The 16,177-nt window shown below is 43.8% G+C and carries 16 protein-coding genes; 7 read left to right on the forward strand and 9 right to left on the reverse strand.

The features are described 5' to 3' along the window. Positions 1-581: 581 nt before the first annotated feature. Entirely contained in the window at positions 582-1,292 is a 711-nt protein-coding gene (gene aphA / locus E0D70_RS15555; RefSeq protein ID WP_133013198.1) for an acid phosphatase AphA, read from the forward strand. 137 nt (positions 1,293-1,429) lie between these two features. Here aphA and E0D70_RS15560 read toward each other — a convergent pair whose 3' ends face one another. Both E0D70_RS15560 and E0D70_RS15565 read right to left on the reverse strand, forming a co-directional pair. Continuing rightward, positions 1,430-1,690, reverse strand: a complete 261-nt coding sequence (locus E0D70_RS15560; RefSeq protein ID WP_133013199.1) for a hypothetical protein — start codon at positions 1,688-1,690, stop codon at positions 1,430-1,432. 167 nt (positions 1,691-1,857) lie between these two features. Beyond that, a complete protein-coding gene (locus tag E0D70_RS15565; protein WP_133013200.1) occupies positions 1,858-3,039 on the reverse strand; it encodes an MFS transporter in 1,182 nt (393 codons plus the stop codon). 133 nt (positions 3,040-3,172) lie between these two features. Between E0D70_RS15565 and E0D70_RS15570 the strand changes: the two genes are divergently transcribed. Then, on the forward strand, positions 3,173-4,063 hold the full coding sequence (locus E0D70_RS15570) for a LysR substrate-binding domain-containing protein (protein WP_133013201.1): 891 nt from the start codon (positions 3,173-3,175) through the stop codon (positions 4,061-4,063). A gap of 76 nt (positions 4,064-4,139) precedes the next feature. On the opposite strand, the gene yghU is transcribed toward E0D70_RS15570, so the two are convergent. Both yghU and E0D70_RS15580 read right to left on the reverse strand, forming a co-directional pair. Further along, positions 4,140-4,991: a glutathione-dependent disulfide-bond oxidoreductase gene (gene yghU, locus E0D70_RS15575; protein WP_133013202.1), complete on the reverse strand. Its 852-nt coding sequence runs from the start codon at positions 4,989-4,991 to the stop codon at positions 4,140-4,142. A 233-nt stretch (positions 4,992-5,224) separates the two neighbouring features. Then, positions 5,225-6,001 carry a ferredoxin--NADP reductase gene (locus E0D70_RS15580; protein WP_133013203.1) on the reverse strand — a complete coding sequence of 259 codons (777 nt, stop codon included), beginning with the start codon at positions 5,999-6,001 and terminating at the stop codon, positions 5,225-5,227. 147 nt (positions 6,002-6,148) lie between these two features. Here E0D70_RS15580 and E0D70_RS15585 point away from each other — a divergent pair, with 147 nt between their 5' ends. Continuing rightward, complete coding sequence (locus tag E0D70_RS15585; RefSeq protein ID WP_133013204.1) at positions 6,149-7,081, forward strand: LysR family transcriptional regulator; 933 nt, start codon at positions 6,149-6,151, stop codon at positions 7,079-7,081. 343 nt (positions 7,082-7,424) lie between these two features. Next, positions 7,425-8,006 (forward strand): porin family protein, encoded by a 582-nt coding sequence (locus E0D70_RS15590; RefSeq protein ID WP_133013205.1) that lies wholly within the window; start codon positions 7,425-7,427, stop codon positions 8,004-8,006. A gap of 54 nt (positions 8,007-8,060) precedes the next feature. Here E0D70_RS15590 and E0D70_RS15595 read toward each other — a convergent pair whose 3' ends face one another. Then, positions 8,061-8,411: a putative quinol monooxygenase gene (locus E0D70_RS15595; RefSeq protein WP_133013206.1), complete on the reverse strand. Its 351-nt coding sequence runs from the start codon at positions 8,409-8,411 to the stop codon at positions 8,061-8,063. A gap of 215 nt (positions 8,412-8,626) precedes the next feature. Here E0D70_RS15595 and nfsA point away from each other — a divergent pair, with 215 nt between their 5' ends. Next, a complete protein-coding gene (gene nfsA / locus E0D70_RS15600) occupies positions 8,627-9,364 on the forward strand; it encodes an oxygen-insensitive NADPH nitroreductase (RefSeq protein ID WP_133013207.1) in 738 nt (245 codons plus the stop codon). A gap of 93 nt (positions 9,365-9,457) precedes the next feature. Here nfsA and E0D70_RS15605 read toward each other — a convergent pair whose 3' ends face one another. Together E0D70_RS15605 and E0D70_RS15610 are read right to left on the reverse strand one after the other, a co-directional pair. Next, positions 9,458-10,696: an NAD(P)/FAD-dependent oxidoreductase gene (locus E0D70_RS15605; RefSeq protein ID WP_133013208.1), complete on the reverse strand. Its 1,239-nt coding sequence runs from the start codon at positions 10,694-10,696 to the stop codon at positions 9,458-9,460. 156 nt (positions 10,697-10,852) lie between these two features. After that, positions 10,853-12,013: a TauD/TfdA family dioxygenase gene (locus E0D70_RS15610; protein ID WP_133013209.1), complete on the reverse strand. Its 1,161-nt coding sequence runs from the start codon at positions 12,011-12,013 to the stop codon at positions 10,853-10,855. A gap of 121 nt (positions 12,014-12,134) precedes the next feature. Between E0D70_RS15610 and E0D70_RS15615 the strand changes: the two genes are divergently transcribed. Next, on the forward strand, positions 12,135-13,034 hold the full coding sequence (locus tag E0D70_RS15615; RefSeq protein ID WP_133013210.1) for a LysR substrate-binding domain-containing protein: 900 nt from the start codon (positions 12,135-12,137) through the stop codon (positions 13,032-13,034). Positions 13,035-13,052: 18 nt separating this feature from the next. Here E0D70_RS15615 and E0D70_RS15620 read toward each other — a convergent pair whose 3' ends face one another. After that, entirely contained in the window at positions 13,053-14,003 is a 951-nt protein-coding gene (locus E0D70_RS15620; protein ID WP_133013211.1) for a LysR family transcriptional regulator, read from the reverse strand. Positions 14,004-14,159: 156 nt separating this feature from the next. Here E0D70_RS15620 and E0D70_RS15625 point away from each other — a divergent pair, with 156 nt between their 5' ends. After that, the gene (locus E0D70_RS15625; RefSeq protein WP_133013212.1) at positions 14,160-14,813 is read left to right on the forward strand and encodes a nitroreductase family protein; all 654 of its coding nucleotides are present in this window, start codon (positions 14,160-14,162) and stop codon (positions 14,811-14,813) included. Between the two features lie 121 nt (positions 14,814-14,934). Here the strand turns inward: E0D70_RS15625 and E0D70_RS15630 are convergent, their stop codons facing one another. After that, positions 14,935-15,903, reverse strand: a complete 969-nt coding sequence (locus E0D70_RS15630) for a sensor domain-containing diguanylate cyclase (protein WP_133013213.1) — start codon at positions 15,901-15,903, stop codon at positions 14,935-14,937. Between the last annotated feature and the right edge of the window lie 274 nt (positions 15,904-16,177).

Below are 16,177 nucleotides of genomic sequence, written 5' to 3' on the forward strand. Positions count from 1 at the left end.
TGAGACGAATAAATAATCGTCCAAGGAAGTGTTTAGGGTTCAAGCAACCAGCCGTAGTGTTTAAAGAAATGTGCTTAGTTACTTGAAGTGAAAAGTGTCGCACTTCGGACTTGAATTCAGGGTCTATAATAGACATTGATAAGCCTAATTAATTTTATAATCACTAAAACCCTTTGTTTTTTATAATAAAAATATTAAATACTAATAAATAAAACTAAATTTCAATAAATTTCAATAAATTTCAATAAATTTCAATAAATTATTTTTCATGATTAGGTCTAGAATGCACAGAGCGCAACTGTAAAAAATTAGAGCGTGACATCAAACGTAAGATCGTTAATTTCTTTGTGAAAGGCAAGTCTCATCGGTTGATTTTCTGTCAGTGACGGGATTATCCAACACACATAGAAGTGGAATAATTGATGATAGCTTCTACCGTCTGCGGCGGCGCAGTAAAAATATAATTATTATTTCACCTTCATTTTCGAGCTTTTTTTATTGAAAATAATATGATAGAAAATATGGTTTTTTAGCGATAAAATCGATCATTCTTATTATGATAATAACGCTGAGGGATCACCTTGAAATATACATTACGCACCATCACACTGATTGTGGCTTGCATTGCTAGCTTATCTGCTAATGCAGATCCAAAAATGCCGGGAACACACAAAGGTTACTCTTCCATTGATATGACCACTGCGGGCATGCCAGCGGATGTGAAAATGATTTCAGTTGCAGACATCAAGCATGAACTGGAAGGGAAAGCCCCTTTTGCCGTTGGTTTTGATATTGATGATACAACACTATTTAGCTCGCCTGTTTTTTACCGCGGCCAGCAAGAATTTTCGCCTAATGGTTATTCTTATTTAACAAACCAAAAATTTTGGGATAAAGCGAACTGTGGCTGGGATCAATTCAGCATGCCTAAACACATCGCACAAGAATTGATTAAAATGCATCAAGATCGCGGTGATAGTATCTACTTCATTACCGGCCGTACTGGTTCTAAATGCCATTTCACCACAAAATATCTAAAGAAAACGTTCGATATCAAAAATATGCATGATGTGATTTTTGCAGGGTCTAGCCGAACTGAATACACAAAAACACCGTACATTAAAGAACACGACATCAAAATCTATTATGGTGACGCTGACGGCGATATTATTTCAGCACGAAATGCAGGTGCAGAAGGTATTCGTGTAATGCGCGCTGCTAACTCCAGCTACAAACCAATTCCTAAAAACGGTATTTATGGCGAGCGAGTACTAAAAGACTCTCAATACTAGAGCTCACCTCTACGAATAAACCAAAAGCCGCACTTCAAATGAATGGCGGCTTTTATATTTTTTTAGCGCTAATAGAGCTACTACGAACTAACGTATACGATCAGCATAAACCTATCATGATTTTTATCAGCCGTAGGCTATTTAGACTCTGTTAACCATAAACCAGACACCTCTTGCACCCCCGCCCAAGATTGCTCAAACCCTTCTTCCAGCGTGGCATCACCTCGCAACCACAACTCAATGCCAGACCAAGTACTAGATAACAATATATCTGACAAAACATTTAATACAAAAGAACTGTATTCTGGGCATTTCTTGGTCAGAATCGCACTCAATTCATCACGTAGTGACACCATGCCAGCCAAACGAATTTGGCTTATTTTAGGATGCTTATCCATTAACTTCTGCCTAGCAATCAACTCAGCCCATTACGATTCGGATTCTCTTCCCCCCAGTCGGGGTGAGACAGGTCTCTTTCAACCTGATGGGTTTGCCAGCTTCGCTTATAAACAAAAAAGGGAGTGATCATCATCGCTCCCTTTTCTTTTAGTGCACCTAATATGCTTTAAGCAGCGACTCGTTCCGCCACGGAGCGGTTATCCAAGTAACCACTAAAACGCGTTAAAACAAATGCCACCAGCACAATAACGCCGCCGACCCATGCGGTGTCTATTAGTTGGAATTTATCCACTATGTGGCCACCAATAAGCGCACCAAGCGCAATCCCAACATTAAACGCCGCAATATTCAGTCCAGAGGCGACGTCTACCGCATGTGGCGCTTCTCGCTCAGCAATCTGCACCACATAGACTTGTAGTCCTGGCACATTACCAAAGGCAAAGGCTCCCCAAATCAATACCGTTGCTAACGCCAACCATGGATAAGGCGCCGTAAAGTAAAATAAGAAAAGCACCGCCGCTAATGCTACAAAAAGGTAGGACAAAGCCGACACAGGTCCCATGCGATCCGCCATTCTGCCGCCGTAAATATTACCAACCGCCACAGACACACCATAAACCAGCATGATTAAACCAATCGCAGAAGAGGGAAAGCCACTCACCAACTCAAGAATAGAAGCCAGAAAGGTAAAGGCAACAAACGTGCCGCCGTAGCCTATCGCAGTCATCGCATAGACCAACAACAAACGCGGTTTCGCCAATACAGACAACTGTTTCACCAAGCTCGCACTGGCAGATTGAGGCAAGTTATTAGGCACTAAGATCGCGCTGCCAATCATGGCAACTAAACCAAGAGCAGACACCACTAAAAAGGTCGCACGCCAACCAAAGTGCTGACCGATCCAAGTTCCTAAAGGCACCCCTGTCACCAAGGCAACCGTTAAGCCGGTAAACATCAAAGCAATCGCACTGGCTTCTTTTTCTTTCGACACCAAGCGAGTCGCTATCGTCGAACCAATAGAAAAGAACACACCATGGGCTAAGCCGGTTAATATTCTGGCGGTAATCAAGGCCTCATAGCTAGGTGCAATCCACGCCAGCATATTACCAAGAATAAACAAGCTCATTAAACCAATCAGCAGCCATTTTCGGTTTAACTTACCCGTTAACGCCGTTAATACAGGGGCGCCAACGGCCACACCTAGCGCGTATAAACTGACCAGCAAACCTGCACTTGGCAAGCTCACAGAAAGATCGTTTGCAATGGTTGGGATCAAGCCAACAATAACAAATTCAGTCGTACCAATTGCAAAGGCGCTGAGCGCCAGTGCCCAAAGAGCAAGCGGCATAATAATGCACTCCTATTAAAAATGAGGTTCAAGTTTTGTTGGAGTGGAGTATGAAGCTTGTTAATATTTACAAAAATAGCATTAATAACAAATCACCTTTTCATAATCGGCAACAATATACGAGTGATGCAAGATGAATGGTATACGCTCAAAGACAGAAGACTTAGAAATACTCCTTGCCGTCGCGGATCATGGGGGCTTTTCTGCCGCGGCCAATGCGCTCGACATACAAGTCGCCAAGGTTTCCCGTGCCATCTCACGCCTTGAGCAAGAGCACGCCTGCAGCCTTTTTACTCGTACCACTCGAAAGGTCACAGTGACGCAAGAAGGCGAGCAATTTATTCGCTCGATTCGTGAGGCAATGAAGCAAATAATGGGCGCGGAATTCGCCCTCACTGAACAAAAAATACGCCCTAGTGGCCGTTTACGAATCGACGCTGCCAGCCCCTTTGTTCTTCATCAGCTTGTTCCTTTGATCAAGCCGTTTCGAATCGCCTATCCAGACATCGAATTAGAGCTGGTATCAAATGACAGTATTATTGATTTGATCGAAAAGCGCACCGACCTAGCCATTCGGATCGGCGGCTTAAGTGACTCTGGACTGTACGCGTCACTGCTTGGACGCAGCCCTTTGCATTTAGTGGCTGCGCCTGAATATCTCATGCGCTCAGGCACCCCTAGCACACTGGATGAGCTAAGCCAGCACGATATTATTGGCTTCTCTGATAGTGCGAACTTAAACAAGCTACCCAATACCCCTCCCGTCAATCTGGCGGTTAGCATCAAAGCCAACAGCGGAGAGACCATTCGCCAGCTGTGCTTAGAGGGCAACGGCATTGCCCTGCTGTCTCATTTTATGATTGCCAATGATCTTCAATCTGGCCGCCTAGTTAACTTACTGCCAGACGCCATCCAGACACCAAACCCACGAGAATTGATTCAAGCTGTGTATTACAAGCACACAGCACTTGCCTCTAGAATCGACGCGTTTTTGCAGTTTATTGCAGGAAAACTCAGCTTTTAACGTTTTTCAAAGCCATAAAAAAGGGCTAACCACGTTAGCCCTTTTGCTTAATCAATAACGATTCAATCGAGTCGAATTAGTCGAGTAAACCATCAAAGTCGGAAGCGTCATGACGCTCTAGCAGTTTGGCTCCGTCACCAAACCCTTTATTGACGATGCGTCCGCGCTGAACCGCTGGGCGTGCTTCAATCTGTTTTGCCCAACGCATCACGTTTTTGTAGCTTGCTACGTCCAAAAACTCAGCAGCATCGTACAGATTACCTAATACTAGGTTGCCATACCAAGGCCAAATCGCGATGTCTGCAATCGAATACTCTTCACCCGCAAAGTATTCATTGTTTGCTAAGTGCTGATCAAGTACGTCTAACTCACGCTTTACTTCCATTGAAAAACGATCAATTGGGTACTGCATTTTAGACGGTGCGTAGGCATAAAAATGACCGAAACCGCCACCTAAATAAGGCGCTGAACCCATTTGCCAGAATAGCCAATTACGGCATTCTGTTTTGGCTTTAAAATCACTCGGCACAAGCGCGTCAAACTTTTCCGCCAGATACTGCAAAATAGCACCAGACTCAAATACGCGTGTTGGCGGTGTTGTACTGTGATCCATTAAAGCGGGGATTTTTGAGTTTGGATTAATCTCTACAAAACCGGAACCGAACTGATCGCCTTCACCAATATTAATCAAATAAGCATCGTATTCGGCGGCGTCGATACCTATTGCCAACAACTCTTCCAACATAATCGTCACTTTCTGACCATTCGGTGTTGCTAAAGAATGCAGCTGAAGTGAGTGCTTACCTACCGGTAACACCTTTTCATGGGTTGCTCCCGCTGTAGGTCGGTTAGTGCTTGCAAATTTACCGCCATTTTCAGACTTCCATTGCCAAACCTTTGGCGGGACGTAATTTGTATCAGAACTCATAAAATCTCCTAAGCGTCTTTTCGCAAACCAAGTAGAAAAGCCTTTGTCACCCAATGGCATACAAATGTTAACTGGCTTATCCGTAGTCTCTATCTATATGGGACCTTGCTTAAAGTTAACAAGGCTGCTGTCAGCAAGGCTTAACCACGCCAACAGTGAACGCTAAAATAATGACACAAAAAATCCTTCGTGCACTAGAGCACAAAGGATGAATAAATGGGGAAGTAAAAACCTTATTTCTCGACAAAAGCCCGTTCGATAACGTAATCCCCTGGCACACCGATCTTAGGCGATTCGTTAAATCCTCGTTGATCCAACAAAGCGGCTGTGTCCTTGAGCATGTGCGGGCTACCACAAATCATCACACGATCATTTTCTGGGCTCAACGGTGGCAAGCCAATATCGTCAAACAATTTTCCACTGTTGATCAAATCGGTCAAACGCCCTTGGTTACGAAACGGTTCTCGCGTCACGGTTGGGTAGTAGATCAATTTCTCTTTCACTAGATCACCAAAGTATTCGTTATTTGGCAGCTCGTTTTCAATAAAGTCCGCATAAGCCAATTCACTAACGTGACGAACACCATGCACTAGGATGATTTTCTCGTACTCATCGTAGGCTTCAAAATCTTGGATCACACTTAAAAAGGGGGCTAGACCCGTTCCTGTTGATAAAAGATAAAGATGTTTACCCGGATGAAGATCACGTGTTACCAAGGTGCCTGTTGGCTTGCGGCTCACTAAAATGTCATCGCCTGCTTTCAGATGCTGCAAACGAGAGGTCAAAGGGCCATCGGCTACTTTGATGCTAAAGAACTCTAAGTGCTCGCTGTAATTTGGACTAGCGATACTGTATGCACGCATCAAAGGTCGAGTATCTGTTTCCAAACCAATCATCACGAATTGACCATTATCAAAACGTAGGCTCGGATCTCGTGTCACTTTAAAGCTAAAAAGATTATCGTCCCAATGATGGACGCTCAACACTTGTTCTGTTGCAAATGCACTCATGGTTATCCTGTTTTAAATCTATAAGAGGGTTTAGCTGAGGGTTAAAAAGACGTCAGCATTTCATTGTCGTCTATTTTATAAACGACTATAGTATTTGTTAAGTTGATTATTTAGATATTATCCATCTATAAAATAGATATAGCCCTTATGAAATTCACTTTAAGACAACTCGAAATATTTGTCGCTGTTTCGCGAACGGGTAGCGTATCTAGAGCTGCCGAAAAACTGTTCATGTCTCAATCTGCCACTAGCACGGCATTGGGCGAACTCGAACGTCAATACAACTCGCAATTATTTGATCGAGTAGGAAAATCTCTTAAAATAAATGAGATGGGACGACGTATATTACCCCTTGCCGTAGAGCTTTTGGATCGAGCAGAAGACATTAATAACACGCTAAAAGGACACCAAGGTTATGGCTTGATGAAAGTCGGAGCCACCTTAACCATAGGTAACTATCTTGCGGCGTTATTAATCGCCGAATTCCTTCATTTACATTCAGATAGCCAAATTAAATTAGAAGTACACAACACTAGTACTATTATTCAACAAATCAGTAACTACGAACTCGATATAGGTTTAATAGAAGGCGCTTGCCATCACCCGGACATTGAAGTGGAAAAATGGATGGCTGATGAGCTCGTCGTTTTCTGCTCTCCAGAGAATCCTTTGGCGTCATTAGAACAGGTCACAATGGATGAGCTAATTAAGACGCCTTGGATATTAAGAGAAAAAGGCTCTGGGACACGCGAAACATTTGATCATGCTTTTCATCATTATCACGCTCAACTTAATATTCGCTTAGAGCTGGAACATACCGAAGCCATCAAACGCGCGGTAGAGTCTGGTTTGGGCATTGGCTGTATTTCGCGCCTAGCCTTAAAAGACGCCTTTCGACGAGGTAGCCTAGTACCGATTGAAACACCTAATTTAGATTTACAGCGCTACTTCTACTTCCTTTGGCACAAGAAAAAACACCAAACACCTGGCATGCGAGAGTTTCTCACCTTATGTAGAGAGATAACGGAAGGCATAGAGCGAAGTGATCAAGTAGATTTATCCCGCATCCATAATGACTAGCAAATGTAAGCGTCTCTAAATCAGCTCGTCTACCCATCTGCTTGGACGCCCTGACGTTTGCTGGGCCGTTGTAACTATTTCAAACAACATGAATAAACTACACATAATCGAAATAGAAACCTAAAAAACGGGTCTTGGCATCATGATAACGTTTTCGGATCTAAGAAATTAGATTCGTTCGCATGTTAATAAAGCGACAGTTTTGCTGATCTTTTCGCATAGAAAATGAAGGAAAGATGAAGAAAACGCCGCCAAACTAAAACTGGCACACACCTTGTTACTTATCTTAATCAAGCGATACAGCTTGTTTAATTATTTGAAAAAGTAACTGAGGAGTAAGCACATGAAGAACTTCATTCCCGCACTTGCAACCACTATCGCGTTAGCTTCTTTTAGCACAATAGCCAGCGCAGATGAGACACCAGCCAACACTCACGGATTTTATGTTGGTGGTAATTACGGTTATTTAAAACTAGATGGCGACGATAACTTTGATCAAGACAGTAACCACGATGTGAAACAGGGTGTCATCGGTTATCGCATTAACCAATACCTCGCATTAGAAGGCAGTTATATCGATTTCGGACGCTATGGCAATGACGTCACTAGTGCAAAAACAGACGGCTATACTGCTGCTGTGAAAGGTACCATCCCTGTCGGCAATCGAGTGGAGTTGTTCGCGAAAGCAGGTCAGCTTTGGTATTCAACCGATTATTCCGTTGCCTCATACAATGACAGCTCCAACGATACTGGCGTCTTTGCTGGTGCAGGTGTTGGCTTCAAAGTGACTAATAATTTCCTAGTCAACGCTCAGTACACTTGGTATGACATGGATCTTGACGCGAAAAGTGCGACCGACAGCTCTAGTACCCGTACTAATACGGACTTTAACCAAGCTAGCGTAGGTGCAGAATACCGTTTCTAATCGCTATTTGCTCGACAAGTATTACTTGTCGAGCATCATTAGGCGGTTAAAAAATCAGCCTAATTTTGGCGCATCAAAATCTTCTGGTTCATCTGAATACACGCACACATTCCAATCTTCGATTAGGCCATCGCTCGATTTACATTGGCTTTCAAAAAATGCCACCAATTCGCTACGCTGGTTATGTGCTTCGAACGATGCCATGTCTTTCCAAATTTCATTAAAAACAAGAGGGAAACTGGTTCCAGTGGCCATAGGGCAGGCGATTTGGCGCGTGACGCGATATTGGATACAGCCGTCTTCACGTAGCGCATTGGCTTCAAGTCCCTGTAATAACTTGAACACGGCCTTTTCTTGACCTTTTTTGGGTAAAAACTGCGCAACACAATACACTTTACTAGACATAAATAAGCCCTTTCAAAAAAATGGAAAATCCTTTTTGATCTTATGATAAAAAGTCATTCGACCATAACCAATGGTCAACGTACAAACAAGCTCACTGACAACACTTCCCCATGTTGTTCTCTTTGTGCAGAAAAATGCGAAAGATAATAACGACCTTCCATTTTGGTGACTGTCTAATTACTATCTGACCCTATCATTCCCAAGGTAATACCACTATGAACCCTATTATTGACGCTCAATTAGCCCACAAATCCATTCGTAAGTATCTGAATAAAGACATTGAACCAACGCTATTACATGAACTGATTCATAGTGCACAAGGAGCCGCCTCCTCTAGTTTTATCCAAGCCTATTCATTAGTACAAGTCACCAACAGCGAAAACCGCAAGAAGATCGCCACCTTAGCAGGCGGCCAAAAATGGGTAGAATCCGCGCCTGAGTTTTTAGTGATTTGTGCGGATCTAAGTCGAGTAGAATATGCCTGTGTAGAGCAAGGTCTTGGCGCTCTTGAAGGTTACGCTGAGCACTTTCTAGCGGCTACGGTTGATGCGGCCTTAATGGCACAAAACCTAATGCTAGCAGCGGAATCTGTTGGTCTTGGGGCTGTTTTTATCGGCGGCATTCGTAATGACCCTGCACAAGTCTCTGAGCTGCTTGCCTTACCTGAACAGGTTTATCCTGTCTTTGGACTTTGCCTTGGTTACCCTGATGCCGAGCCGGATGTAAAACCTCGCCTACCAGTAGACGTAATCCTTCATACCGACCGTTACGATGCTTCTCGTTGCGAAGCTGATGTCAAAGCGTATGACAACCAAATGGAGGCGTATTACCAAAGTCGTGGCGACAACCAAAAAGTTAGCAACTGGTCAGAGCAAACTGCCGCAGCCGTACAGAAAAAGAAACGTGAGCACATGCTAGGATTCTTACAAGAACGCGGTTTTCTAAAACGCTAAAAACACTAGAAAATTACCCTTATTCATACCAAAAAGCGCGACTCACCCTGTCGCGCTTTTTTATTACTTGCTTACTAAAGAACCATGTTAATGCTAGTGATTTAGCCTATTCATTGGAGAAAGCGCATCAATCAACTCATTCGATTCACCCGCCATTGCTTTGACCAACAAATCTGACGTGGTTGGACCAAGAGTAAAGCCTTGATGACCATGCCCAAAATGAAACCATAATCCAGTATGGTTGGGAGCGGCTCCCACCAGCGGTAACATATCCGGCATACAAGGTCGCGTTCCCATCCACTGTGGCTCATCAACCTTTTTTCCTAGGTCCATGATTTCATTTAATGCCTTAGCACCGCGCACCAACTGGCTAATTTCTATTGGCGAGTCCATTGGCACCAAAGCCGCGCCTGTTGTTACTCGCAAGCCTTTCGTCATTGGTGCAGCCAACACACCATTTTCCACATCAAGAAAGGGACGAGTCAGAGAAGTTTGTGTATCAAAATGCCCATGATAACCACGTTTATAAATCATCGGAATTTTGTAACCAAAACGTTTCAGTAATTCAGGTGACCAAGGACCTAAAGCAACCACCACGTTCTCTGCGTGCAAATCACCTTCATTGGTTAAAACCTGCCAGCCTGAAACCGTATGTTTCAGTGTATTTGCGTCACCTGAAACAAACCTTCCGCCACGAGATAAAAATAAGTCACAGTAAGCCTTAGTTAAATCACCCGGAGAATGACAGCTCCAACTCTGGTTAAAATGCACCACACCAGCAGGATCTGCCGTTAAAGCAGGCTCTTCTTGGCGATAGCTTTTACCATCTACAATACGTGAAGTGACACCATACTCACTGTCTAAAAAGGCCGCTTTTTTCGTTGCTTTCTCAAACGCCTCAGGCTCACGATAAAGCATCGCTAAACCATTACGTTCGATAAGATGCTCTGATTTAGAATCACGAATTAAGTCAGCATGATCTGCTGTAGAGCGACCCGTTAATTGAGAGTAAATGTGAGAGATTTTCGCATGTTTCTGAGGGGATGAATGCCGAAAATACGACCAAAGAGCGGGGGCCATTTTCAATGCACCACCTACTCGCCAAGTCACATCATTACTGATTTCTAACGAATACCGAAACAACGTTAATAAATCTCTTGGTAAAGCGTAAGGCTCTGCCGCTTCAACCTGAATAATACCAGCATTACCATAACTGGTTTCACAGCCTGCATCAGTCCGATCTATTATCGTCACTGTGTGCCCTTCTGCCTGCAGCGCCAAAGCGCTACTTACACCGACCATTCCCGCACCAAGAACAAGAAAATCTGCCATATCGCGACCTCGATATTATTCCAGCGTATTTAAATCATTGTATTTTTACTATCGTTATACATTCCTACATCACGCTATAGACTTCAACCTGAAATTCCTATTTCCATCCGACAATATTGGTGATTTGGTGCATTCGTAGCGTTTTAACCACGTCCATTACGACCCATGCTGTTGAGCAAGCACCCGTAAGCGGCTTTTGAATTCAGAACGATCAACATAACAACCATGTAAATGGCGGCGACCGCTGGTGTCTTCAAACTTGTTACGGCCATGCAATACTCGACGATTATCAAACACCACCATTTGACCCGCTTGCAATTTAAGCTCGATTTTAAAGCGCTCATCACGAAAACGTGCCATCAGGTTACGATAAGCAAGGTAATAATCACGCATAATGTCACTGGGTAAGTCAAAGACTGCGGCGATATGTGCGTTGTATTTCACTTCGACAATATTGCCGAAATCATCGACGTTGATCACGCTATGGTGTTGGCGAATATCCTGCTCTTGATCATGGTAACGAAAAGGAATGACTTGCTCGGACAATAACGTAAAGTGATCGGGGCACTGTTCACGCAACTCTTCAGCCACTCGTAAGCCATCAACAAACGTGGACTCTCCGCCTTCGCATTCATTGGCTAGGCAATGTAAAAACTGGTAACCCGGTGGGGTTTCCTGATTGGGCAAATCCGTGTGAAGTGGTAAGGAAATCGAGGTGTAAGCCAAATTAATGGGAGACTCAACAGATACTACATCAAACGTGGTGCCAAAATTTGTCTGACGCAAATAATCTATACGAGTTGCCAACGACACAGTCGATTCAGTGGTGTCTGGCATGCCTTCAATAATGGTTAAGCCAAGCTTATCTAGCGCCACCATCCACTGATACAGCGCCTTATCATCACTAATCACGGCGTCATAATGGGCTCGTGGAATGCTCTGAAGAAAGGACGAATCCCAGCTTTGATAACCACTAATATGGCGTACTTGATTCACACGAGAATAGTCATATTCATGGAGCCACGACCATAAAAAAGCGCTTTTATGGCCGCCTTCTGACCAGGTGATATCCAGACTCATCTCACCAATCTGAACACTCAACGGATGAATGTCTTCACTCACACTCAACAAGTCAAAATCTCGCTCTTGTGTATCAGAATGAAACGCAGAAGAGCAATTGTCTCTTAACCAAATATAGTGATAAAGAGACTCTGAGCCATCATCCCACGTAACCGTTAAGCTGTGCTCTTCCTGTTGAACTGACGCTATTCGTCTATTGGTAAGCCGGCTATTTGAATGGCTAATATTGGCTGTCATGGAGCGCTCCTGAGGGCAAAAAATTCATCGACTAAAATCATAGGACCATGCTAGATCTATTGTATTTTTTATTCAAACAACATATTTTGACAAAGTTGATAAGCAATTGTGATGGATCAGTATGAAAACAGACCTTCCTCCCATGAATTGGGTCAAAACCTTTGAAGTGGCTGCTCGCCTGCTGAATTTTAGTGCGGCGGCGCGTGAACTCAACATGACACAATCCGCTGTTAGCCAGCAGATTAAGCTACTCGAGCATCATTTGGGCGATCCCTTGTTCATTCGCAAACACAGAAAAGTCAGCCTCACGAATAGTGGGCTCGCGTATCTTCCTGTGGTACAAGGCGTGTTGAATAATTTGCAGCGCAAAACGGCAGATATTTTTTCTCCCATTGGAAAAGGCCGCTTAGTATTGAATGTGAATTACGCTTTTTCGTCGCTCTGGCTAACCCATCACCTTTATAAGTTTTGCGCACGTTATCCGGGGATTAGGCTGCAATTAATGCACTCGAATTGGGAAAGCGATTTTTCTGAAAGCAGCTACGACTTGTCTATCATGAATGGCAATGGTCGCTGGCCCGGACTGAACTTAGAGGCTCTGCTGCAAGCCAATGTGCAGGCCTTTTGCTCGCCCAACCTTGCCAAACATATCGACTCGCCTAATGACCTCCTTTCATTACCGCTCATTGAAGTCATGGGCAGTAGCCACTCTTGGTCTCAATGGTTTGAAAAAGTAGGCATCGACATGGACGACAGCAAGGTCGTATGCCACAAGGTAGACACCCTAACCGCCGCAACCCAAATGGTAATATCTGGACTTGGCGTGATGCTCGCTTACCCAGATTTCTTTATCGGAGAAGAGTTTGAAGACACATTATGCTCTCCTTTCAAGGTTCAGTTACCCACAGAAGACAATTACTTCCTTGCCTTTCCTGAAGGCAAACCGCTGTCTAAATCTGCCACGGTTTTTCGCGACTGGCTGCTTGAAGAACTAAGAATCGTCGCTATCAATGTCTCCTAACACTCTGTAATGAAAAGGCTATTTATCTTTGGTTTCTTCCAATGCGCTGCTGTCGATAAAGCCTTTTTCTACCAATTGCGTGAGCAGAACTTTGGTTTGTTCTCGAAATAAGTCTCTAAGGAGGCGCACTGTCGGTGTAATTGACTGGCGGCTAGAACAAATTAACCAAAGCTCGCCTTGAGCAACTTTATAATCCTGCATCAATGGCAAAAGACGACCCGTTAGCAGATCATTAGTAATATCTAGCGAGGATTTAATCGCTACACCTTTTCCTGCGATACACCAACGCCTCACTAGATCACCATCGTTTGCAGCACAATACGCTTTAGGTTTCACCTTGTAGCTACGCTCGTTATCAGAGAAGCGCCATGTGTCGTTTAGAATGTCTTGCAGCTGGTAAAACAACCCCTTGTGGCTCAAGAGATCCTTTGGCTGTAATGGCATGTCGTGCTGATCAATATAGTCTGGACTGGCCACCAGCAAGCGCGGCACATTACAAATTTTAAAACCATACAAATTCGAATCCGCAGGCGGCCCATAGCGCAGCGCCATATCCAAGGCATCCCGATAGAAATCGATATTACTGTCGCTGATGTGTGCTCTCAGCGTCACTTGTGGATGCTGCACCATAAAATCGTCAATCCAAGGAATCGCAAGGTTGCGACCTAAATCGGATGAGACAGCAATACGAATCTCACCACTAATAATATCTAGATCGTTATGGATAGTTTGCTTAGCTTGCTCAAGTAACGATAATGCCTCTGCGCATTGTGGCAAATATCGCTCCCCAGCACTCGATAAACGCAAATGCCGTGTCGTCCGCACAAACAATTCCACCCCTAATGACGCTTCAATTCGTTTCACCGCGGCGCTGGCTGTGGCCATTTGCATATCGAGGTGTCGCGCCGCGGCCGTAATGCTACGGAACTCCGCAACGTTCAATACCACTCGGAGATCTTCAAGTTGCATAGTTCCGCCTTTTCCATAAAAATGTCATGAAAAGATTATCAAATAAGAATTGATAATAATTCAATAAAAACCATGTTTTTCATTCGATAAAGAAGCGTTACTATAGCGCCATCTTACTTGGTAAACGCCAAGCTATTTCTTTTTAGGGAAGCAAACATGTCAAACCAGATCATTACTGAATTAGAAAAACGTCACACTGTAAAACATTACGATGCCTCTAAACGCATTTCACAAGCGGATTTAGAGACTATTTACGAAGCGATTCGCCTATCTCCGTCTTCTATCAATTCACAACCTTGGAAATTCATTGTGATTGAAAGCGACGAAGCGAAACAACGTTTCCACGATACTTTTGCAAACAAATTCCAGTTCAACCAAAAACACGCTAAAGCCGCGTCACACACTATTCTTTTCGCTCAGAAAAAACAGTACACACGTGATGATTACTCAAAAGTAATCGACGCCGACATCCAAGCGGGCCGCACTAAAGCAGAAAACAAAGAACAAGCTTTTGGCGCTTTCGCTTTCGTTGAAATGAACACAGACGATAAAGGCATCAACGCTCCTTGGACAAGAGCACAAACATACATTGCGCTGGGTAGCACAATGACAACGCTAGCTCGCATGGGCATCGACTCCACACCTATGGAAGGCGTTGATCACGAGCTTATCAGTGAATTGTTCCCTGAACTTGAAGGCTACCAGTGCGACGTTGCATTAGCGATGGGTTATAACGATCCAGAAAGCGACTACAATGCCGCATTACCAAAATCTCGTCTAGCACTAGCCGACGTTATGACTGTTCTGTAATACTGCCATCAAGTATTGCAATTATTTAGCTGAAGCTAGATAGTCAAAAAAAAGCAAACCATGAATTTGGTTTGCTTTTTTTATGGGCGATTTATGACACAAAAAACCGTCTAATCTTGTTCTAGTTCTGGCTCTTACTTTCTAAAAGGGCAGAAACTGAATCGGACGGAGAGACAATAAAACTGACCACTTTATTTCGACCGCTTTCTTTGGCTTTATAAAGCAGATCATCCGCTTGTGCTATCAAGTCTCTGGGCTCCAAAAGTCGATTCGGTGTCATCTCCACTAAACCAATGCTGGCGGTCAAATACGGCGCAATAGGCGAGCGTTCATTGGGTATTTTTAGCTGACGAATTTCCTCCAGCAACGCCTTGGACAGTAACTCGGCTTCCAGCAAGGTCGTATAACTCCAAATAACCGTAAACTCTTCTCCACCATAGCGAGCACAGACATCGCCCGTGCGCCGAGCAAAGTTTTTTAATAGCGCGCCAACCGCGACCAAACAATCATCCCCACTTTGATGACCATAATTATCGTTGAGCAATTTAAAATGGTCTAGGTCGATCACCGCCAAACTTATCGGCTGCTTCAGGGTTAAACATTGCTGCCATTGTTCACTCAAGATCTCATCAAACGCCCGTCGGTTATAAATATTGGTCAAGCCATCTCGACGCGCCAGCTTTTCCACCGCTTTTTCGGCCAGTTTTCTCTCGGTGACATCCAGATGGGAAATGACAAAAAAACGCTCATTCTTGAGTGCAAAAGGAGACACTCGCATGATAAACCAACGCTGTTCGTCAGCACTGTGACAAGGGTATTCTAAATTGAAATACGCCTCTTTTTGATCGATAACACTTTTAATCCCTGCCCCTGCTTGAATCCCAAATTCATCCCCTGCCAATGCGGCACTATCGCAGACTGAGAGGTAATTCACCTTGCTCCAATCCTGCGCGATGGAGCAAGCATTATCATCACCAAACTGAGCCCAACTGCGATTAATAAAACGGATATCTCCACACACATCAATCACCGCAATATTCTCTGCAATCGAGTCTAGAATTAATCTCAAAAAATTATCTGAATCTTCCACACAAAGCTTCCTTATCCTAAAAAATCGCTCTATTAACCTTTGGTAGATCAACTCAATACGGTGAAAATCAGCCAGTTAAACGGGTCATGGCTTTTATTCTTTATACCGCTAAACACACAATAGCGTCGCATCAAAAAACACACTGTATGTAAGCCTAGTACAGCCTTAACAACATCACTATTCAGAATTGTAAGCTTTTGAAAAAGGCCCTAATCAAGACCTATTTTTAGAAAATATAGAAAACCCACTTAACCAAAAAGCCAAATTCGCCTTG

Source organism: Marinomonas flavescens (assembly GCF_004352835.1).
GTDB classification, from domain to species: Bacteria; Pseudomonadota; Gammaproteobacteria; order Pseudomonadales; family Marinomonadaceae; genus Marinomonas; species Marinomonas flavescens.